This is a genomic window from Tropicimonas aquimaris, from assembly GCF_042676185.1.
Taxonomy (GTDB): Bacteria; Pseudomonadota; Alphaproteobacteria; order Rhodobacterales; family Rhodobacteraceae; genus Tropicimonas; species Tropicimonas aquimaris.
In genome coordinates, this window is the sequence record NZ_JBHTJT010000049.1 from 33311 (window position 1) to 52798 (window position 19488).

18 protein-coding genes are annotated in these 19488 nt (G+C 65.1%); 9 read left to right on the forward strand and 9 right to left on the reverse strand.

The genetic code is table 11. The features are described from left to right. Window positions 1-80: 80 nt before the first annotated feature. Window positions 81-992 (forward strand): LysR family transcriptional regulator, encoded by a 912-nt coding sequence (locus ACFQ2S_RS19765; RefSeq protein ID WP_386077152.1) that lies wholly within the window; start codon window positions 81-83, stop codon window positions 990-992. 319 nt (window positions 993-1311) lie between these two features. Beyond that, complete coding sequence (locus tag ACFQ2S_RS19770) at window positions 1312-2256, forward strand: dihydrodipicolinate synthase family protein (RefSeq protein ID WP_386077154.1); 945 nt, start codon at window positions 1312-1314, stop codon at window positions 2254-2256. Window positions 2257-2311: 55 nt separating this feature from the next. Here the strand turns inward: ACFQ2S_RS19770 and ACFQ2S_RS19775 are convergent, their stop codons facing one another. Both ACFQ2S_RS19775 and ACFQ2S_RS19780 read right to left on the reverse strand, forming a co-directional pair. Next, a complete protein-coding gene (locus ACFQ2S_RS19775) occupies window positions 2312-3361 on the reverse strand; it encodes a Gfo/Idh/MocA family protein (protein WP_386077156.1) in 1050 nt (349 codons plus the stop codon). A 55-nt stretch (window positions 3362-3416) separates the two neighbouring features. Continuing rightward, the gene (locus ACFQ2S_RS19780; protein WP_386077158.1) at window positions 3417-4226 is read right to left on the reverse strand and encodes a GntR family transcriptional regulator; all 810 of its coding nucleotides are present in this window, start codon (window positions 4224-4226) and stop codon (window positions 3417-3419) included. A gap of 7 nt (window positions 4227-4233) precedes the next feature. On the opposite strand from ACFQ2S_RS19780, the gene ACFQ2S_RS19785 reads away from it, so the two are divergent. From ACFQ2S_RS19785 to ACFQ2S_RS19810, 6 genes are all read left to right on the forward strand, one after another. Beyond that, on the forward strand, window positions 4234-4905 hold the full coding sequence (locus ACFQ2S_RS19785; protein WP_386077160.1) for a GntR family transcriptional regulator: 672 nt from the start codon (window positions 4234-4236) through the stop codon (window positions 4903-4905). A gap of 201 nt (window positions 4906-5106) precedes the next feature. Next, entirely contained in the window at window positions 5107-6117 is a 1011-nt protein-coding gene (gene dctP / locus ACFQ2S_RS19790; RefSeq protein ID WP_386077162.1) for a TRAP transporter substrate-binding protein DctP, read from the forward strand. A gap of 30 nt (window positions 6118-6147) precedes the next feature. After that, complete coding sequence (locus tag ACFQ2S_RS19795) at window positions 6148-6744, forward strand: TRAP transporter small permease (RefSeq protein WP_386077164.1); 597 nt, start codon at window positions 6148-6150, stop codon at window positions 6742-6744. Next, entirely contained in the window at window positions 6741-8036 is a 1296-nt protein-coding gene (locus ACFQ2S_RS19800; protein ID WP_386077166.1) for a TRAP transporter large permease, read from the forward strand. The genes ACFQ2S_RS19795 and ACFQ2S_RS19800 overlap by 4 nt, the downstream gene beginning before the upstream one ends. Window positions 8037-8050: 14 nt before the next feature. Next, window positions 8051-8878 (forward strand): shikimate dehydrogenase family protein, encoded by an 828-nt coding sequence (locus tag ACFQ2S_RS19805; protein WP_386077168.1) that lies wholly within the window; start codon window positions 8051-8053, stop codon window positions 8876-8878. A 435-nt stretch (window positions 8879-9313) separates the two neighbouring features. After that, on the forward strand, window positions 9314-10882 hold the full coding sequence (locus ACFQ2S_RS19810; RefSeq protein ID WP_386077170.1) for an amidohydrolase: 1569 nt from the start codon (window positions 9314-9316) through the stop codon (window positions 10880-10882). A 152-nt stretch (window positions 10883-11034) separates the two neighbouring features. On the opposite strand, the gene ACFQ2S_RS19815 is transcribed toward ACFQ2S_RS19810, so the two are convergent. Next, window positions 11035-11562: an SRPBCC domain-containing protein gene (locus tag ACFQ2S_RS19815; protein ID WP_386077172.1), complete on the reverse strand. Its 528-nt coding sequence runs from the start codon at window positions 11560-11562 to the stop codon at window positions 11035-11037. Window positions 11563-11738: 176 nt separating this feature from the next. On the opposite strand from ACFQ2S_RS19815, the gene ACFQ2S_RS19820 reads away from it, so the two are divergent. Beyond that, complete coding sequence (locus ACFQ2S_RS19820) at window positions 11739-12035, forward strand: hypothetical protein (RefSeq protein ID WP_386077173.1); 297 nt, start codon at window positions 11739-11741, stop codon at window positions 12033-12035. A 114-nt stretch (window positions 12036-12149) separates the two neighbouring features. Here the strand turns inward: ACFQ2S_RS19820 and ACFQ2S_RS19825 are convergent, their stop codons facing one another. The 6 genes from ACFQ2S_RS19825 to ACFQ2S_RS19850 all read right to left on the reverse strand — a co-directional run bounded on the left by ACFQ2S_RS19825 (window position 12150) and on the right by ACFQ2S_RS19850 (window position 19487). After that, window positions 12150-13502 (reverse strand): pectinesterase family protein, encoded by a 1353-nt coding sequence (locus tag ACFQ2S_RS19825; protein ID WP_386077175.1) that lies wholly within the window; start codon window positions 13500-13502, stop codon window positions 12150-12152. Next, window positions 13499-14596 carry a glycoside hydrolase family 88/105 protein gene (locus ACFQ2S_RS19830; protein ID WP_386077177.1) on the reverse strand — a complete coding sequence of 366 codons (1098 nt, stop codon included), beginning with the start codon at window positions 14594-14596 and terminating at the stop codon, window positions 13499-13501. The genes ACFQ2S_RS19825 and ACFQ2S_RS19830 overlap by 4 nt, the downstream gene beginning before the upstream one ends. Then, window positions 14590-16101: a polygalacturonase PglA gene (gene pglA, locus ACFQ2S_RS19835; RefSeq protein ID WP_386077179.1), complete on the reverse strand. Its 1512-nt coding sequence runs from the start codon at window positions 16099-16101 to the stop codon at window positions 14590-14592. Before pglA ends, ACFQ2S_RS19830 begins: the two co-directional genes overlap by 7 nt. Window positions 16102-16168: 67 nt before the next feature. Next, window positions 16169-17431 (reverse strand): ABC transporter substrate-binding protein, encoded by a 1263-nt coding sequence (locus tag ACFQ2S_RS19840; RefSeq protein ID WP_386077181.1) that lies wholly within the window; start codon window positions 17429-17431, stop codon window positions 16169-16171. Between the two features lie 17 nt (window positions 17432-17448). Then, complete coding sequence (locus tag ACFQ2S_RS19845) at window positions 17449-18579, reverse strand: ABC transporter ATP-binding protein (protein WP_386077183.1); 1131 nt, start codon at window positions 18577-18579, stop codon at window positions 17449-17451. Beyond that, window positions 18579-19487, reverse strand: coding sequence for a carbohydrate ABC transporter permease (locus ACFQ2S_RS19850; RefSeq protein WP_386077185.1), 909 nt, complete (start codon window positions 19485-19487; stop codon window positions 18579-18581). Before ACFQ2S_RS19850 ends, ACFQ2S_RS19845 begins: the two co-directional genes overlap by 1 nt. Window position 19488: the final 1 nt, after the last annotated feature.

Sequence of the window (19488 nt, forward strand, 5' to 3'; positions counted from 1 at the left end):
TGGGAACGGAATACCGAATATCGAGATTTGCGCTTCAGCAAACATGATGTTAATTTTTGCCAGAACGAGGACCCGGGCGGATGCTGACACTCAGGCAGATCGAAGTGATCCGCGCGATCACGGTGGCAGGAACGGTGAAGGGCGCGGCCGAGATGCTTGGCGTGTCCGCACCCGGCATCAGCCGGATCATGAAACACACCGAAAGCCAGCTTGGCCTCCGGCTTTTCTCACGGACCCATGGCCGTTACGTGCCCACCGACGAGGCGCGGGATATCTTCGCGCAGGTCTCGGCGGTGTTCCACTCGGTGGAGAACCTGCAATATTCCATCGAGACGCTGAAGGCCGGCGCCGGGCGCGTCGCGGCCTTCGCAGCCGTCCCCTCGATCGCGCATCACGCCTTTCCGGCGGCGGTCGGCCGGCTGCGGCGGCGCTTTCCAGACCTCCGACTGAGCCTCAACACCATCAAGATCGAGGAGGCGATCGACTACCTGCTCCTGCGCCGCGGCGAGGTGGCGGCGCTGAGCTACAAACTCGACCACCCGGGCCTCCTGATGCAACCGCTCTACAGCGGGCGGCTCATGGCGATTGTTCCCAAGGGGCACCGGCTGGCCGAACAACGCGTTGTTTCGCTGCAAGCAATGGTGTCGGAGCCGCTGCTCGGCGTCGACACCGAGGACCCTTACGGCCGCATCCTCTACGAGCCGTTCCGCCAGAATGGCCTCGACGTCGAATATTCGGTGATGGCCCGCACCGGCCAGATGATCGCCACGCTGGTTGCGCAAGGGTTGGGCGTTGCTCTGCTGGACGAGCTGTCGCTCGCAGGACCGTCACGCCACCCCGGGATCGAGATCCGCCCCGTCGCGGAACCGACGGCCTACCGGGCCTATGCCGCGCTTAACGCCGACGAACCGCGCTCGATCTTTGCCGACGCGCTGATCGAGTTCCTGCGACTGGAAATGAACCTCGTTGCGTCCAAGCGGGAAACCCCTTGATCCGACACCGCTGCCAATGGCCCTCGCCACAAAACGCCGGAACGCCTGCCCCGCGCATGGCACTAGCGTGGGCCTCGGGTGCCAGCCCTTTTCCCGGCGCTGGCAGGCAATCGGCTGACTGATCTTCCGAAATGACGATCTCGTCCCGACATCGCCATACCGTGACGACCGTCGCACGGAGCCTCCCGGACTGTCGAAAGGCCGAAGACCCTTGTTCAAAGCCGCCGAAAGCCGGATATGATCACCTTCAATCGCACATGAGTCCCGGCTTGCGGTCGGATGGGCATGTTGCGGCATATTCAGGAAGGACACAGCGGGAATGACTGCCACTCTGGATGGGATCGTTCCGGTCATGATCACCCCGATGACAGATGACGACCGTATCGACTGGGACGGATACGCCGCGCTCGTCGAATGGTATCTCGCGCATGGTTCGCAGGCGCTATTCGCTGTCTGCCAATCCTCGGAAATGTATTTCCTGTCGCTCGAGGAGCGGGTGGAGCTGGCGCGCTTTACCGTCGAGCTGGTCGATCGCCGCGTTCCGGTGATTGCCTCCGGCCACATCGCCGGAGACCTGGACGGTCAGAAGGAGGAACTGTCGGCGATCACTGCCACCGGCATCGACGGGCTGGTGCTTGTGACCAACCGGCTAGCGGCGCAGGACGAGGACGCCGCCGTGCTGCGCAGCCACCTCGACTCGCTGCTCGGCCACCTGCCGGGCGAACTGCTGCTCGGCCTCTACGAGTGCCCGGCCCCCTATCGCCGCCTGCTCACCGACGACGAGATCAAGTACTGCGCCGATACCGGCCGCTTCGGCATTCTCAAGGATGTCTCCTGCGATCTCGATGTGATCAGACGCCGTGTGGCGCTTACCAGGGGGTCTCCGCTCCGGATCAACAACGCCAATGCCGCAATCGCCTGGTCGGCGATGCAGGCTGGCGGCGGCGGATTTTGCGGCGTGTTCAACAATTTCCACCCCGATCTCTACAGGTGGCTTCAGGACCACGGCGCCGAGCACCCGGCGCTGGCCGAAGAGTTGAGCGTGTTCCTTGCACTGGCCGCGCTCACCGAACCGATGGGCCATCCGAAGATCACCAAGCTTTATCACCAGAGGCTCGGCACCTTCGCGAGCACCCACTCCCGCGCCGTGTCCTATGACATTCGCGAACGGTTCTGGGCGCTCGAGGCGAACCTCGAGCGTATCGAGGAAGGCATTGCGCTCTATCGCCGGAAGATTGCCGCGCTGAAACCTGCTGCGGACTAGCAAAGCCCCAGAGAGGCCGAGCAGAGCGGCGCCCGATTGACGCCGCAAGCTGCCCTCAGCCGCGCGCGCCTTCCACATCCACGCTCTGACCGCTTGCCGCCGAGAGCTTGACCGCCTCGATGACCCGCAACGCGGAAAGCCCGTCCTCACCGCTGACCAGCGGCGCCTCGTCGTTGCGGATCACGGCCGCGAACTGCTCCACCTGGAGCACGAGCGGATCCTCGAACGAGAAGATCGGCTTGGTGAAGCCGATCGGCCCCCACCAACCGTCGTCGTCCTGATACTGCCATACTGCGAGATTCGGAAGCGCGAGCGAGCCGCGCGTTCCGCCGATCCAGTAGCAATTCTCGGCCGTCGCGGGGTAGTGGGCGTTCTCGCGCGCAGTCAGTTCCCAACTCCAAGGCGCGGCCGCGGCATCCGACACGTTAACCGTGCCAAGCAGCCCGCTCGCGAACCGCAGCAGGATGACGGCGGTCTCCTCAACTTCGTAGCCACGAACGGCGTTTGATTCCATCGCCTGAACCGTGGCAACCGGACCGCAGAAAGCCTGCAGCAGGTCTATATCGTGGATCAGGTTCAGGTAGACCGGCCCTGCTCCCTTCTTCCGCCGCCAGCCGACGTCAAAATACCTGTCCGGCTTCAGGAACCAGGTCTGCGCCTGAACCGTCGAGAGCTGTCCGAGGTCTCCGCTCCGGACGATCTCCAGCGCCTTGCGGATCAGCGGATTGTGCCGGCGATGATGCCCGGTCAGCACCGGAATGCCCGCCTCGCGCGCCTTGCGCAGCAGCCTTTCGCCCGACGAGATATCGTCGGTCAGCGGCTTCTCGACCAGCACCGGAAGCCCGGCGTCGATGCAGTCAGAGGCGACGACCTCGTGAATCTGGTTGGGCACGGCAACGATCACGCCATCCGCGCCACCGGACGACAAGAGCGCCTCCAGCGACGCGAACCCAGTTGCACCCGTGGCCTCGCCCCGCGCCCGGGTCGCCTCATCCGGCTCGACGAAGCCCGCAAGCTCCACGCCTTTCGCATGGCGCACCGCCGCAATGTGGCGATAGCCGATCAACCCGGCGCCGATTACCGCGATCCGGACCCGGTCGCTCATGGCGCACGCCCTTCGGGACCTTGGCACCATTCATTCAAGGCGCTCAGCCGCATCGTCAGTTCTCCCCCCCGTTGCTCCTCACCTCAGCATCCTGCCTTTGCAAGATCGTCGGCAACCGTGCCGCCATGGTCGCGCCGTGCCGCTCGATGTGCCGGCGCAACATCGCCGGCGCCAACTCGGCGTCGCGCGCAACGGCCGAGGCCGCCACCGCGCATAGCGCCTCCCGCTCACCGTCGGTCGGCTCGTGGCCCAGGATCGCGCAGTAACGAGATTGAAGATCGGCGAGACGCGCACAGACCTCCCGCAGCATCGGCATTCCGCAGCCCTCCACCATCGTCGAATGCAGGCGCCTCGCGACCTCCTGCCTTTCGGCGTCCGGCGCACGCGACAGGCGGTGCCGGTCGGCCATGACCCGGCTTTCCCATTCCAGATCCGCCGCCGTGATTGCCTGGCCAAGTGCGAGCGCCTCCAGATCCGCGCGCATCCGCGTCACTTCCGACAGGTTCTCGGCGGAGATCGGAGCGATGCGATATCCGCGCTGGTCCTCGAACACCACCAGCCAGTCCGCGACGAGCCGCGAGATCGCCTCGCGCATCGGCGAGAGAGAGACCCCGTGTTCCGCGCGCAACCGGTCGAGATTCACCTTCTCTCCCGGCTTCAGGCGCCCCTCCAGAATCGCCTGTTTCAGCGCGATCGAGACGTTGCTGGCGCGCGTCGGCTTGGAACCCGGTCGCAGAATCTCGGAATTCATGCTCTCGCTTCTACCTCCGTATGGCAGGTCAACTTTTGCGGCAAAAATCGATTTCAAGCAAGGCTCCCGTTTCCTTTTCGGTTGTGGCGCTGCGGCAAAGCCGTCAACCTGCATGGAAAGGATGATCGAACTGCCCATGGAACAGCAACGCGGAACCGGCCAGTCCCTCTACGGCGAAATCCGAAGCGATATCGTGTTTGGCCGTCTGGAACCCGGCGAGAAACTGAAAACCACGGACCTGCGGAAACGCTATGGCACGTCGGTCTCGACCCTGCGCGAAGTGCTCAATCGCCTGGCCTCCGAGGGCTTCGTGGAGGCCCGCGAGCAGCGGGGATTCTTCGTGGCGCCGATGTCGGAGGCCGGGCTGCGCGAGATCGCCGATCTGCGGATCCTTCTGGAGAATCACGCGCTCGAACAATCCCTTGCAGAGGGCGACACCAACTGGGAAGCCGGTGTCATTTCGGCATATCACAAGCTTGAGCGCATGGAGAAACGCCGTGCGGAGGGGGATACCTCCGTCATCGAGGCCTGGAAGCGCTACGACTGGGAATTCCACCAGTCCCTGATCGCCGCCTGCGGATCGACAGAGCTACGTGCCCTGCACGGGACGGTCTTCGACAAGTACCTTCGCTACCAGATGCAGTTTCTCAGCTATCGTGGAGAAGTCGCGGCGAAAGAGCATCGCGGTCTTCTCGACGCGGCCCTCGAGCACGACGCCGCTGCAGCCCAGAAGATGCTCAGGGCTCACATCAGCGGCGGCGTCGAACACGCCCTTTCGCTGATGCGCCTCTGAGCGCCACCCGACAGCTTCAGGCGACAAATTCTGCGTTTCCGGCATGGCCTCGACTCGAAATCGATTATTTACACTTCTTACGCAATTCTTGAAATTTCTCACAAATGCCGGATCAATCGGTTGATTTTTTCGTCGCATATGCAAGGGTTGAGCATGTGTCACCTCTCAACGAGGGGCCCAGGGAGGATTTGGAGGAGAACAATGCCCATGAAACTTGCACGCCGCGGATTCCTGGCGACTGCTGCTGCGGTCGCCATCGCAACGTCGATCGGAACCGGAGCTCTTGCCCAGGACAAGGTCAAGCTGCGCCTTTCGGCGGTCCAGTCCGAGACCGACCAGCGTTCGGTCGCCATGATCGAGAAGTTCGGCCCGATGGTGGCCGACTTCGCCGACTTCGAACCGCATTGGAACGGAACCCTCTATGCCCAGGGGACCGAGCTCGAGGCGATCGCTTCCGGCGATCTCGAGATGTCGATCACGTCGGCACAGGAACTGGCGACGTTCTTCCCGGAGTTTTCCATCTTTACCGCCGGATACGTGCACCAGGATGCTGCGCACCAGGTCGCCGTTTTCAACGATCCGCTGATGGACCCGTTCAAGAAGAAGGTCGAGGACGAGCTTGGCGTCAAGCTGCTGTCCGTCATGTACCTCGGCCGTCGGCAGGTGAACCTGCGGCAACCGAAGGCGGAGCGGACGGTCATGACCCCGGCCGACCTTGCCGGTGTGAACCTGCGGATGCCAGGCACCGACGCATGGCAGTTCCTCGGCAAGGCGCTCGGCGCCAACCCGACACCGATGGCGTTCACCGAGGTCTATACCGCGCTCTCGACCGGCTCGGTCGATGGCCAGGACAACCCGCTGCCGACGGTCGTCGACGCGAAGTTCTACGAGGTGACCAAGCAGATCGTGCTGACGTCGCACCTTGTCGACCTCAACTACATCGCGCTCTCCAAGGCCGCCTGGGACGCCATGACGCCCGAGCAGCAGGAAAAGGTGCAGGCCGCAGCTGACGCAGCCGCCGATTTCGGCCGCGAGAACCAGCTCAAGAAGGAAGAGGAACTCGTCGCCTTCCTCCAGGAGCAGGGCCTTGACGTCTACGAGCCGGACGTGGCCGCCTTCCGCGAGCAGGTGCAGAAGATGTACCTTGAGAGCGAATACGCCGCGACATGGCCCGAAGGCGTGCTCGACAAGATCAACGCGCTCGGCAACTGACGCCTGAAATCTGCACGGGAGGAGCGAGACATGGGCACCACCACCCGTTGGTTCTCCCGTGCGACAGAGTTCGTGGCGGCCATTCTCATGGCCGCCATGTTCGCCACCTTCATCATCCAGATCACCATCCGCTACACCGCGCGTCTGTCGTGGGTCGCTGAAGCAGTGCCCTTCCTGGCGCCGGACCGGTATGGCTGGACGCTGGAGTTCTGCCTGTTGATGTGGGTCTGGATCGTGTTCTGGGGCAATGCCTTCATCGTTCGCCAGCGGGACCACGTGACCTTTGACATCCTCTATACGCACGTGGCGCCGAATGTCCGGAAATGGTTCGCCATAATCTCCGGTCTGGCCGTCTGCGTGGCGCTTGTTGCATCAATCGAGCCGACGTGGAGCCGCTTTGCGATCCTCAGGCTGAAGAGCACGGCCACGCTCGACCAGGTCTTCGGCCCCGATCTCAAGATGCGCGGCATCTACTCGATCTACATCGCCTTCCTGGTGATCGTGGCGCTTCGGTATGGCTGGCGCGCGATCAACGCCTACCGGAACGGCGCCGAAGCGGACCTGCATCACTACGCCGAGATCGCGGAGGAAACCGACGAAGAATTCCAGACTGCGGACCCCAAATGAGCCTCGAATTCGCCGCCTGCATTCTCACGCTCTTCTTCCTCGCCGGAATCGGCACGCCCGTCGCCTATTCGATTCTCGTGGCGTCCATCGTCTACCTTTTCGCTTCCGGACAGAGCATCGGGATCGCGGGCAAGCAGTTGATGGACGGCCTCTACCAGAGCTTCATCCTGCTCGCGGTGCCGCTCTTCATCGTCGCCGCCAACATCATGAACGCGGGCACGATCAGCGACCGGCTGCTGCGGTTCTGTATCGGACTCGTGGGTCGCTTCCGGGGGGGCCTCGGGCATGTGAACGTTGTTGCCTCGCTGATCTTCTCCGGCATGTCCGGCTCCGCGGTGGCTGATGCCGCGGGCATCGGCAAGATCATCATCGACATGATGACCAAGTCCGGCCATTACACGCGCGGCTACGCCGCCGCGATCACCGCGGCCTCCGCCACGATCGGCCCGATCATCCCGCCGTCCATTCCGATGGTGCTCTACGCACTCGTCTCCAACACCTCGATCGGCTTCCTGTTTCTCGGTGGCATCCTTCCGGGTCTGCTGATGGGCGTCGTGCTCATGGCGATGAACTATTTCATCTCGAGCCGCCGGCAGTTCGGGATGGAGGACGCCGTTCCGCTGAAGGAGTTGCCCTCGCTGACGGTCAGAGCCTTCCCGGCGCTGCTCATGCCCGCGATCCTGCTCTACGGGATCTACGGCGGCGTAACCACGCCGACGGAAGCCGCGGCCGTCGCGGCGTTCTACGCGCTCCTGCTCGCCGCCTTCTTCTACCGTGCTCTCTCCATCGGCGCCTTCTACAGGATCCTCGTGGAAAGCGCCCGGTCCTCGGCCGCGGTCGGACTGGTGATCGGCGGCGCACTGATCCTGAACTACATCGTCGCCTCGGAAAACATACCCAACATGATGGCCGGCGCGCTGGTGGACCTCGACGTATCGCCGATCGTGTTCCTCATCGGCGTCAACATCCTGATCCTGCTTCTCGGCTGCGTTCTCGATGCCACAACAATCATTCTCGTCATCATCCCATTGTTTCTGCCCACTTGCCGGGAACTCGGGATTGACCTGGTGCACTTCGGGGTCGTGGCGGTCGTCAACTGCATGATCGGCCTGATTACCCCGCCCTACGGCATCCTTCTCTTCGTGATCAACGCGGTCACCCACATTCCGCTCGGCGAGATCATCCGCGAGGTCATTCCCTTCCTGCTGGTGCTGATCGTTGCCTTGCTGGTGCTCATCCTGGTTCCGGACGTGGTGCTCTTCCTGCCACGGCAACTCGGATATCAGGGATAGTCGGACAAAAGACCATGAAACGGATCCGCCTCGGACTGATCGGCGACAACATCAAGGCCTCGCGCGCGCCTGCCCTCCACCGCCAATGCGGCGAGATGACCGGGCTCGACGTCAGCTACGACCTCTTCATTCCGAAGGAGATGGGGATGGAGTTCGACGCAGTGTTCGACCATGTCCGCCGGAACGGGCTGGACGGCATCAACGTCACCCTGCCCTACAAGGAGCGCGTCGTGGCCAAAGTGACGGTCGAGGACCCGGACATCGCGCGTATCGGCTCGGTCAACACCGTCACCTTCAGGCCCGAGGGTCCGAATGGCCAGAACACCGACTTCACCGGCTTCATCAGCGCCTGGCGGAACAGTTTCGACACGGCAGAGCCGGGAACGGTGGCGATGTTCGGGGCTGGCGGCGTTGGCAAGGCAATCGCCTTCGCGCTCAAGCGTCTGGGTGCGCGCGAGATCATCTTGATCGAGACCGACCGCCAGAAGGCGGAAACGCTCGCCCGGAACGTCAACGCGGGCGGCGCGGCCTTGGCGCGGGTTGGCACGCTGGACGACCTCGCAGGCGTCGATGGTGTCGTCAACTCCACCCCGCTCGGCATGGTCGGCTATGGCGGCACGCCGGTTCCGGAAGGCACCTTCCCCGCCGCGCGGTGGGCCTTCGATGCCGTCTACACACCGCTCGACACCCCCTTCAAGGCGCAGGCGGAAGCGGCGGGTGCGGCGTTCCTCTCCGGCTACGAGCTCTATTACTACCAGGGCGTGGATGCCTTCGAGATCTTCACCGGCGTCCCGGTTCCGGACCACACGGCCCTGCGCAAACGCCTCGCCGAAATGCTCTGACGCTCGGCCCGGCGAAGCACCTCTCTGGCAGCGGTGCCCCACCGACCGTGCCCTGCCCGTTCCCCGAAAGCGGCGCCGGTAGCCAACCGGACATGCGGCCAGGCTCGCCACGCGAATGATCCTTTCAGGATCTCCGACACGGCCGCCTGCTCGCGCGTCCCGCCCGTAGCTCTCCCTTACACCACCCGGATCGATGGCCGGCCACCGCTCCGCAGTAGAGCGCGTTGAAATCCGCCAGGATGGACATGGCGGGCCGCCACATGGCCCCCCCCTTCCCCCACGACCGGATCCCTCGCGATTCCCCATACTGCTGTCCTCCTTGCGCGATGCGGGCGACCCTTTCCGTCGCAGATACGTTTCTTGACAGACCTCTGCCGATCCTCGGAAGTTGTTGCAGAACAACCATTTCCATTTCTCTGCCAAAGGACGATTGCAATGTTCCCCAGCTTCGATCCAAAGCTCCTCACGCCGACGCGCCGGGACGTGCTCCTTGGTGCGATGGCTTCCACGGTGATCCTTCCTTTCGGCTCGGCTGGCCTGGCCTCGGCGCAGCAGGGATCGGCCGGGGCACCAGCCGCCTCGGAGGCAGCCAAACGCGCGGTCGAGGCCTATCGAGACGTCATCCTGCGGATATCGCACGAGGTCTGGGAGAACGCGGAACTGTCGCTGCAAGAAGAGGTCTCGGCCGAAATTCACCTGCGCGAGCTGCAGGAGGCCGGGTTCGAGATCGTAAGCGTGGGGACCTCCAACATCCCCACCGCCTTCGTTGCCGAGTGGTCGCAGGGCGACGGCGGGCCAAAGGTCGGCTTCCTGCCGGAATATGACGCGCTGCCCGGGCTCGGCAATGCCGCCGAGCCGCGGCAGACGCCGGGGCCCAGAGGCGTCGAGGTCGGGCATGGCTGCGGACACAACATGCTGGGCGCCGGTTGCACCGGCGCGGCGATGGCCCTGAAGCAGATGATGATGGAGGATGGCACGCCGGGAACGGTCCGGGTCTATGGCTGTGCAGCCGAGGAGACCGAAGGCGCCAAGGTATACATGGCGCGCGACGGTCTCTTTGACGATCTCGACGCCTGCCTGGCCTGGCATCCTGCGCCGGTGACCGCTGCCGGGCTCCTGCGGACGGCGGCACTCGACCGGCTTCAGGTCACATGGCGGGGTCAGACCGCCCATGCCGGGGTCGATCCCTGGACGGGGCGCAGCGCGCTCAAGGGCGCCGAGATCTTCGCCACTGGAATCCAGTTCATGCGCGAGCACCTCAAGCCTACCACTCGGCTTCATTACGTTTACACCGCCGCGGGCGAGGCGCCGAATGTCGTGCCCGACCAGGCCGGAATCCTGATCGTCGTCCGGGATGCCAGCCGCGAGGAGGTCGCCGAAGTCACCGAGTGGGTGCGGGAGATCGCCGAAGGCTCTGCCCTGATGACCCAAACCGAGGTCGAGGTGGATCATCTCTTCGGCATGCATGACCTTCTGCCCAACGAACCGCTGGCCCGGCGCATCTACGACCACATCGCGGCGGTGCCTGTCGTGTGGACCGAGCAGGAGCAGGCCTTTGCCACCGTGTGTCAGGCCGGGATGGGGCTGGAGGAAGCGGGTCTTGACGAGACTGTGCTGCCGTTCCTTCCCGAGATCACCTCGGGTGGATCGACCGATGTGGGCGACGTGAGCTACAACACCCCGACCGGCGTCTTCGCCTGGACCACGATACCCCGCGGGGTCGGGTTGCACACCTGGCCTGTCACCGCCTGCAGCGGCATGACGATCGGGGACAAGGGGGCGCTAAACTCGGCCGTCGTCATGGCGGGTGTCGGCTACGACGTGATGACGGACGCCGCCTTTCGCGAAGAGGTTCGAGCCGACTTCGACACGCGCCTCGGCGGGCGCACCTATGTCTCGCCGCTGCCGGAGGACAAGATCCGCCCGCACGGCGTGCCGCCGCACCTCCTGCTTCGGGACGGAACGGGCGAGTTGACGGACGAGTTCTTCAAACTCGGCGCCTAGACTGCAGATGCCGCAGTCTCATCGGAAAGACGCGGCATCACCGGTTCACCGACGCAGGCGGTGCGCCAAGGCGAAACCAAACCCGCCTATAATTGGACGGAGTGCCTGTTCACGGCGACCCGTCTGGAACAACGGCCCTCCCCGCCGCCAGATCACGCAGCCGCGCCGAAGCGCCCGAGATTGTCGAGGGATTGCAGCCCCGAGCTTTTCCGCCCCGAGCCCCGAACGTCTGGAAACTGGGCAGAGGTATTGAAGAGCAATCCCAGCGTCACCGTAGTCGCATCGCCGGCTTCTTCGAACGTTGCCCGGGCATCGGCGTGCTTGGGTCCTTTTTTGCCAGTGCCGCGCATCGGAATGCGTTCCTCGTCCCGGATCTCGCCAACCAGGCGGTGGTTCCGGAATTTCGCGCCGTCCGGCACGATCCAGCCTAAAATCCCATGCCTCCCCGTCTGAAGATCGATCCGGTCCGTGCGGCAGGTGAAACCATCCGCCCCCCACCATTGCGGCAGAGTTTCGGGCATGACCAACGCCCTCCAGAAGAGCCACCGGGGCGCGCGGATCTCGCGACCCAACACTTTGGTGCGCTCGTCGACCTCCGACAGATGTTTCCTTGCGGCGCCAAAGCCCTGCTGAAACCCCGGCGCCACATCCGCGGCCTGCGAAGAGAGCGGCACCGTCACGATGACGCGGCCGCCCTCCCGCGAGTCACTGAATTCGGCGGCGATCAGCGCCGCTGACAGTGCCTCGCCCTCTCAGAAGACGCGTCGTAATCCACGCTGCTGTCCGGCCGCGAGATTGACAGCCATTGCCTCGTCCCGTCGGTAGGCGCAGGCGTTCCGACACGAGGAGAAAGGCCGTGACCGGCACTATTGCAAACATCCGTGATCTCTCGCTGTCGTTCGGCCACGTTCGTTATCCCGACGCGGGCTCCATCGCGGTGGCGGACCACGCGCCGGGAACCGAGGCCGCCGACCATGCGCCCCTTCTTGGGGGCATCCACGGCGCGAACTTGCCGGCCCGCCTTCTGGACTTTGGCGTTCGCCCTGCTGGCCGCGCCTTTTGCGCCATGGCCACGGACTGCCGGGTCGGCCTAACGCACTTCGAATGCAAGGCTTCCGAATACTGGAACCAATCGCTCCGTCCGAAATCCTGACCCTGCCGCAAGGGCGGCAAAGGCATGGCCGACCCGACCCAGGAAGGCGGGCAGCTGGCCTGTCTTCGAAAATGTCGTTGGCACGACCGGTCTCCGGGAGGGACTTACCTTATGTTAGCAGGTCGTGCAGTTTTCGACCCGGAGCCACGCCGGTTGCGCGCAGACACCGGCGAAGTCCTGTTGCATCTCCGCGAGCCAGGCGTCGAGGTAGCTCAGGAACGCTCCGCCTGATGTCTGGACCGGGCGGTATCGAGGCGACCAGTTACCGGCGGACCAGGCATCCCATGGCGAGGTCGTCGAGATGTGGGACCCAAGCTGCGAGTTCCGCACGATGCACTTGCCGACCGCTTCGAGGCACCGTCGGCTGATCTGCCCGCCATCCGCCTCGAGGTGATCCGAATTGCCGAGGATGCTGCGGTAGTCCGCCCCCTTCGGCACGCAATAGGGCGTGGCGCGCACGCCCTCGAACCATTGCCTTCCAAGGAAACTCGTCCCGTTTGGCCCCGCTTCCGAACCATCATGCGTGAAACGGCAGCGATCAAAGACAAACCCGTGGGGCATCCAGAGGTTGGTGCTAGGCGCCAGCGCCCAGCTTCTTGCGACGCGAGCGCCGCGGGTGACAACTTCGCATCGATCAAAGAAGGCGGTGGCCCCTCCGAAGATGAAATCGACATCGCCGGATATCCGGCACCCTGACAGGAAGCTGCGCCCGATGCCCGCGACGGGAGCTTGCAGATAGAGCGTGTCCTGGAAGCTCTCAAGATGCAGATCGTGGAGATGGACACGATCCGCGCCGGCGACATGGCAGGCGACGGCCTGGTGCTGACCCTGCGCGTAACGTCCATGAACGTCTGCTTCTGCGCCAGATGGCGCGGCCTCCTTGCGGTCGCAGGCGTAATCGTTGCGGATCGTCATGCCCGCGACGCAGGTGTCGCCACGCTCGATCCGCAGGACCGCCGTATTGCCTGTGGTGATCCGTTCGCGCGCCACGATACGGGCGAACTGGGCGCGCACCGGTGGCGGCGCGGCGGCGAAATTTGCGCCGAACCGCTCTTGATATTCCCGGCCCGGCATTCGCGCGTCGATCCGGGCGGCCAGCGTCACCTTGTCGGGCCCGGTGCCCAGCAACGACAGCGGTGGTGCTTCGGCCGGCAGGAACACAGGCCCCCGGTAGAAGCCTGATGCGATCCGGATCACCCGCCGCCCGCCATCCCGCGCACCCGCGCCATCCCTTATCGCCTGGTCGACCGCGGCCTGAAGGGTCCGGAAGCGATGCGGCGGGTCCGCAGGCGCTTCGCTGTCGACAATGTAGTCGACGGCCGAAGTCTCCCAATCCGGCACCTCGGGCACCCATGGATCGGCAAGCGCGGCCCCCATGAGGTCCGCGCCGGAAAGCACCGCCGCGCTTGACACGGCCGTCCGCGTGAACGGGGCGGCGTCTGGCGGCCAGTCCGGGAAGCGGTTCACCGGCTGGCGCGTATCGCCGGCCGGCTCTGCGCCAGCTCAAGGTCGGCCGCTACGGCCATCATCAGCGGCCCGACCCCCTTGGCGTCGTCCGCCACCCGCCGCTCGGAGAGGTAGTATTCGGCCGAGCCGTCCCGAAAACGATCCCCGAACGTGCCCAAGCCGGCGACCTCGCAAATCTCGACGAACTCCATGCCGCCCGACGGGGTCGGGCGCAGCGCCTGTGCCGTGAGCCGATCGAGCAGGCCATGGCACGCACCGTTCCAGAGCCCGAGCGCCCTGGCACGGAGCAGGGCGTAGATGAACATCGCCGAGGCCGAGCTCTCTTCGTAGTTCCCGGCAAGGTCCGGCCGGTCGATGACCTGAAGCCAGAGGCCGTCCGGCTGGCGCAGCGCGTCGATCCGCTCGAGGAGGGTCACGGTGCGCCCACAGAGCGGCGCAAACCGCTGAGGCCCCGCAAGCTCCGCGATATCGACAAGCGCCATGGCGAGCCAGCCGAGCGCGCGGGCCCAGTGGGCGCTGGAGTGGCCCGTTTCCGGGTCGGCCCAGGGCTGCTTGCGCGCCTCGTCGACCGCGTGGGCATAGAGCCCGGTCTCGGGCACATGGGTCATGTCGAGCGCCGTGCCGACCTGGGCCAGCGCGTCGCCGATCAGGGCCTCGTCGCCGATCCGCAGGCCATACCCGACCTGGAAAGGCGCACCCATGTAGATCCCGTCGAGCCAGACTTGCCACGGGTAGCGGAGCTTGTGCCAGTAGACGCCCGAACGCGTGCGCGGATGGGTGGAGAGCTGCCGGGCCAGCAGGGCGGCCGCGTCGAGATAGACCGGCCTACCGGTGATCTCGTGCAGATAGAGCAGCGCGCGCCCGGGCAGCACGTTGTCGATGTTGTACTCGTTGGGATCGTAGCCCGAAAGGACGGGCCCGTCCTCCATCCGCGCGTCCACAAGGCGGGCGAGGTGATCGCTCCAGAGCGGATCGCCGGTGGCCCGATGAAGGCACTCGAGCCCGCGATAGATGCAGCCATCCTCGTAGCACCATGCCCCGTTCTTATAGGGGTGGTAGGCCCGGACATAGGTGTCGAAAAACTCCATCAGCATGGGGTCATGTCCTCGTCCTCTGTGAAGCAGGTCACGGTGCCGGTGACCTCGGCGTTCCGGGCAATCACGCCGGCATGGCGCACCGGCTTGACGCCGAGTGCCATCAGTGGTTCCGCCGCGCGCGCATCGGGATCGTAAGAGACCTCGAAGCCCGCAATTGCGATCCCTCCAACGGGCGCTTCGGGCAGGCCGAGCACGGCCGCCGCGGCGAGAGAAACCCGATGCGCACGAACGTTCGTCAGGCTGATCCCGCGCAGGCTGGGCGTGGTCTCGTCCACCGGTGCAGGCGCGCGGTTCTGGACCCAGTCGTCCTTGCCGTCGGGATCGCAGAAATAGAAGGCGTTAACCGCCAGCGGCGTCGGCACGTCCCACATCTCGACATTGCGCATGGACACCCGCTCGACGGTGCCACCCCTGCCCCGCCGCGTCTTGAGCCGCAGCCCGCGGTCAGTGGCGTGGAACTCGCAGTCCGAGATCGTAACGTTGTGGATGCCGCCCGACATTTCCGAGCCGAGGACGACCGCGCCGTGCCCGCGCTGCATCCGGCAATGCGAGATCCGGACGTCGCGCGTTGGCGCCAGGTGGTCGGTCTGTCCAGGCCCACGCTTGCCCGCCTTGATGGCGATGCAATCGTCGCCGACGGAGAAATCCACGCCCGCGATCTCGACCGCCTCGCAGCTCTCAGGGTTCAGCCCGTCGGTGTTCGGGCTGTCGGGCGGGTTCTCGATCCTCACGGAGGAAACATGCAACCGGCGGCACCGGTAGGGATGCACCGTCCAGGACGGCGAATTGCGGATGGTGACGCCGGTGACGCTGATATCGGCGCCATGGACGAGGTGGAGCGTGCGCGGCCGCCGGGCGCCGTTGCGGCGCTCCTTCGGCCAGTGCCACCAGTCGCCGCGATCGCCGCCGCCGTCGATCACGCCGCGCCCGGTGATCGCGAGGCGATCGCAGTCGATCGCCGTGACCAGCGCCGCGTAACAGGGTTCCGGCAGGCCTTCCCAGGTGCCCAGAACGCGGCCGTCCGCGGTCCGTTCGGGCAGTATTGGCCAGCCTTCCCGGTCGGATCGGGCGGCGAGTTCCGCGCCCTCGTCGAGATGCAGCGTCATCCGCGGCTTCAGGAACAGCGGACCGGTAACATGGCGGCCGCGCCCGAGCCGGAGCGTGCCGCCCGGGGGCACCGCGTCGATAGCGCGGGCAAAGGCTTCAGTGTTGTCCGGGTGCATCGCGTCGACGCCGAAATCCGCCGCCTCGACCAAACCGGCGCAGGGCTGCGTCCGAAACTCCAGCGAGCCGATGTCGGTTTCGAGCCTGTAACCCGTGTCCGGGGCGAGCCCGTCGAGGAAGAGCGCGGCCGCCCGCGCCTCTCCGGCCGCCACGCGCCGGCCTTCCGCGTCCCGGAGCGTCCAGTAGATCGGCTCCGACAGCGCGAACCGCGCGCCGTCGGGCGCCAAAAGGAGGGAAACGGTTCTCGCGGTGGTCGCAAGAACGCGAAGGCCGGCCATGGTGGTATCCGTTTCAGGTGGTGGGCTGCCGGGCCACGGGGGCCCGGCTTCCGGAGTGGTGGTCAGGTCAGGATCTGACGTCTTCGAGGGCTTCCTCGATCGCGTAGATCATCTCGTCGGCCGCGGTCGCGGCGTCGATTTCGCCGTAGGCGAAGAGCTCCAGGTTGTCCTGCAGCGCCGAGCGCACGTCCGGGTGCTCCATCATCGGGTGGATGCCCGGCCCCTTGGCGTTGATGACCCGGTCCTGCGCCTCGATCTGCATCGGCTCGATGTCGCCGGCGTCGATCAGTTGCTGGCGGGCGGTCGTGGAGGCCGGCACGCCGCGGGTGGACCCGAGTGCCGAAACGCCCTCGGGCTCGTTCAGCAGGCAATTGACGATCTGCGCCGCGGCTTCCTTGTTTTCGGAGTTTTTCGAGATCGAGAACACCATCGAGGCCTTGCGGTAGATGCCCGGGGTCTTCTCGCCGTCCTGGCTCAGCAGGTCGGTGTAGACCAGTTCCTGACCCTCCTGGAGCGGATCGGAGATCTTGAAGTAGGTGGAATCCCACTGGTAGGTGCCCGCGATCTTGCCGGCGGCCCAGTTCGGGTTCTCCTGCAGCGGCACGTTGCCAGCGGCGGCGACCTGCTTCCACGGGATGATGACGTGGTTGTCGACGAGTTCCTGGTAGAACTCGATCGCCTCGGTCAGCTCCTCCTTCGTCCAGGCGATCTCGTTGGTCGCGGGGTCGATCAACGGCTTGCCGGTCTTCTGGGTGCCATAGAGCGTCATGATGAGCGAGGCGTCGAGCGCGGCGGCCTCGAACGGGTAGTAATCCTCACCGAGCTTCTCCTGGAACACCGGGCCGGCGGCGATCAGGTCGTCCCAGGTCTTCGGCAGCTCGAGCCCGGCCTTCTCCCAGGTGGTCTTGTTGAACACGAACAGGCGCCCGGTGGTCGACACGGGCAGGCCGTTCAGCTTGCCGGCCATCGAACCGGCCTCGATCTGGGTCTCGTCCCAGTTCGACAGGTCGATGATGCCGGAGAGTTCCTTCAGATCGGCCAGCCCCTCGCCATTCGCCGAATAGATCGACAGCCACGGCCAGTTCACCTGCATGATGTCGGCCTCGGTGCCGCCCGCGATCTGGGTGGTCAGCTTCTCGAAATGACCGGACCAGCCGGTGAACTCGGGGCTGATGGTGTGGCCATGCTTCTCGCCACAGACCTTCAGGGCTTCCTGCGTGGCGAGGTGGCGGCTGTCGCCGCCCCACCAGCTCATCCGCAGATCGGCGGCGCTGGCATTGGTCGCGAGGGCTGTCGTGGCGAGCGCGAGGCTCAGTAGGCTGAGTTTCATGTTTTCCTCCCTTGAACTCAGTGTGCTGCGGTGGCGAGCGATACGTTCTCGCCGGTATCGGCATCGAACAGGTGCACATGAGACCCGGCCGGCCGCAGGCCGACGCTCTCGCCACGCGCAAAACGCTTCTCGAAACGGTCCGAAGGCACGACGGCGACGAGCTGCGCGTCGCCAAGCCTGGCGTGCAGGTTCACCTCGTGCCCCATGAACTCGACATGGCTGATCGTGGCGGTGAAGGCGCCCTCGCTGCCCGGCGCGACCACATGCAACTGCTGCGGCCGGATGCCGAAGGTCACCGGGCCGTTCCCGGTCTGGATCCGGTGGGCGAGCCCGTCGGCGATGGCGATGGTCTGCCCGCCCGCCGTCAGCTGCGGCAGGTCGCCGTCGCGGGTCAGCACGGCCGGAAAGAGGTTCATCTCCGGCATGCCGATGAAGCCCGCGACGAAGGCGTTGGCGGGGCGCTCGTAGAGCGTCTCCGGATCGGCCACCTGCATGATGTAACCGTCCTTCATCACGCAGATCCGGTCGCCCATCGTCATCGCCTCGACCTGGTCGTGTGTGACGTAGACGACCGTGGCGGGGCGCCCCTCCTCGCGCAGGCGCTTGTGCAGGTCGGTGATCCGCACCCGCATCGAGGCGCGCAGCTTGGCGTCTAGGTTCGACAGCGGCTCGTCGAAGAGAAAGACCTCCGGCTGCTTGATAAGGGCCCGCCCGAGCGCCACCCGCTGCGCCTGCCCGCCCGAAAGCTGCTTGGGCAGCCGGTCGAGCAGTTCCTCGATCTCCAGGACGCCGGAAACCTCGTTGGTCGCCGCGTTGATCTGGTCCTTCGGCGTCCCGCGCAATTGCAAACCGAAGCCAAGGTTCCGCCGCACCTTCATGTGCGGGTAGAGCGCGTAGTTCTGGAACACCATCGCGATGCCGCGCTTGCCCGGCACGAGATCGTTGACCACGCGGTTGCCGATGCGGACCTCGCCGCCGGTGATCGTCTCCAGCCCGGCGATCATCCGAAGCGTGGTCGACTTGGCGCAGCCCGACGGGCCGACGAGCACCATGAACTCGCCTTCGTGAACGTCGAGGTCGATCCCGTGCACCGCCTTGAAGCCGTTGCCATAGGTTTTCACGACCGATTTGAGTTGCAGTTCAGCCATCAGCCTTTGACTCCTCCCGACGAGATGCCCTCGATGAAATACTTCTGGGCCATGAAGAACACGATCAGCGAGGGCGTGAGGGTGAGCACCGACATCGCGAGGATCTGGTTCCAGTTGAAGGCCTCGGTCGTGTCGATGGAGAGCTTGAGCGCCAGGCTCACCGGGTAATGCTCGACCGAGGAGATGTAGATCAGCGGCCCGAGGAAGTCGTTCATGGTCCACATGAACTGGAACAGGCAGACCGAGATGATCGCCGGGGCCAGCATCGGCACCACGATGTAGAGCAGCGTCTGGATCGTCGTCGCCCCGTCGACCCGCGCGGCCTCTTCCATGTCACGCGGGATGGCGCGCAGGAACTGGATCACCATGAAGACGAAGAAGGCGTCGCCCGCAAAAGCCGAAGGCACCCAGAGCGGCAGGAAGCTGTCGAGCCAGCCGAGTTCCCTGAACAGCAGGTACTGCGGGATGCGGGTGACCACGTTCGGCAGCAGCAGCGTCGCGATCACGGTGGCAAACAGGATCTTCTTGCCCGGGAACTCGAAGCGCGCGAAGCCATAGGCCACCAGGGTGCAGGAGATCGCCGTGCCAATCACCTTGGGGATCACGATCCAGAGCGAGTTGAGGAAGAAATGCCCGAAAGTGTAGGGCGTGGAGGTCTTCCAGCCGTCGATATAGCCCTGCAGTGTCGGCTCCTTCGGCCAGAACCCGGCGGAAGAGAACATCTCCGCGTTGGTCTTGAATGAGGCGCCGATCATCCAGATCAGCGGGTAGATCATGATCAGCCCGACGATGGTCAGCAGGCTGTAGCGCAGGGACGAGGAGATCCGGCGCTGGCGGCGCAGCTTGACCTCGATGTCGGTGGGCGGGATGACGGCGGACCGGACGTTGACTTCGGAAATATTGGCCATG

What these genes read in the sequence shown, in the direction of transcription:
- ACFQ2S_RS19765 (WP_386077152.1), top strand. Translation starts at nt 81, where the DNA reads ATGCTGACACTCAGGCAGATCGAAGTGATCCGCGCGATCACGGTGGCA.
- ACFQ2S_RS19770 (WP_386077154.1), top strand. Translation starts at nt 1,312, where the DNA reads ATGACTGCCACTCTGGATGGGATCGTTCCGGTCATGATCACCCCGATG.
- ACFQ2S_RS19775 (WP_386077156.1), bottom strand. Translation starts at nt 3,361, where the DNA reads ATGAGCGACCGGGTCCGGATCGCGGTAATCGGCGCCGGGTTGATCGGC.
- ACFQ2S_RS19780 (WP_386077158.1), bottom strand. Translation starts at nt 4,226, where the DNA reads ATGCAGGTTGACGGCTTTGCCGCAGCGCCACAACCGAAAAGGAAACGG.
- ACFQ2S_RS19785 (WP_386077160.1), top strand. Translation starts at nt 4,234, where the DNA reads ATGATCGAACTGCCCATGGAACAGCAACGCGGAACCGGCCAGTCCCTC.
- dctP (WP_386077162.1), top strand. Translation starts at nt 5,107, where the DNA reads ATGCCCATGAAACTTGCACGCCGCGGATTCCTGGCGACTGCTGCTGCG.
- ACFQ2S_RS19795 (WP_386077164.1), top strand. Translation starts at nt 6,148, where the DNA reads ATGGGCACCACCACCCGTTGGTTCTCCCGTGCGACAGAGTTCGTGGCG.
- ACFQ2S_RS19800 (WP_386077166.1), top strand. Translation starts at nt 6,741, where the DNA reads ATGAGCCTCGAATTCGCCGCCTGCATTCTCACGCTCTTCTTCCTCGCC.
- ACFQ2S_RS19805 (WP_386077168.1), top strand. Translation starts at nt 8,051, where the DNA reads ATGAAACGGATCCGCCTCGGACTGATCGGCGACAACATCAAGGCCTCG.
- ACFQ2S_RS19810 (WP_386077170.1), top strand. Translation starts at nt 9,314, where the DNA reads ATGTTCCCCAGCTTCGATCCAAAGCTCCTCACGCCGACGCGCCGGGAC.
- ACFQ2S_RS19830 (WP_386077177.1), bottom strand. Translation starts at nt 14,596, where the DNA reads ATGCTGATGGAGTTTTTCGACACCTATGTCCGGGCCTACCACCCCTAT.
- pglA (WP_386077179.1), bottom strand. Translation starts at nt 16,101, where the DNA reads ATGGCCGGCCTTCGCGTTCTTGCGACCACCGCGAGAACCGTTTCCCTC.
- ACFQ2S_RS19840 (WP_386077181.1), bottom strand. Translation starts at nt 17,431, where the DNA reads ATGAAACTCAGCCTACTGAGCCTCGCGCTCGCCACGACAGCCCTCGCG.
- ACFQ2S_RS19845 (WP_386077183.1), bottom strand. Translation starts at nt 18,579, where the DNA reads ATGGCTGAACTGCAACTCAAATCGGTCGTGAAAACCTATGGCAACGGC.
- ACFQ2S_RS19850 (WP_386077185.1), bottom strand. Translation starts at nt 19,487, where the DNA reads ATGGCCAATATTTCCGAAGTCAACGTCCGGTCCGCCGTCATCCCGCCC.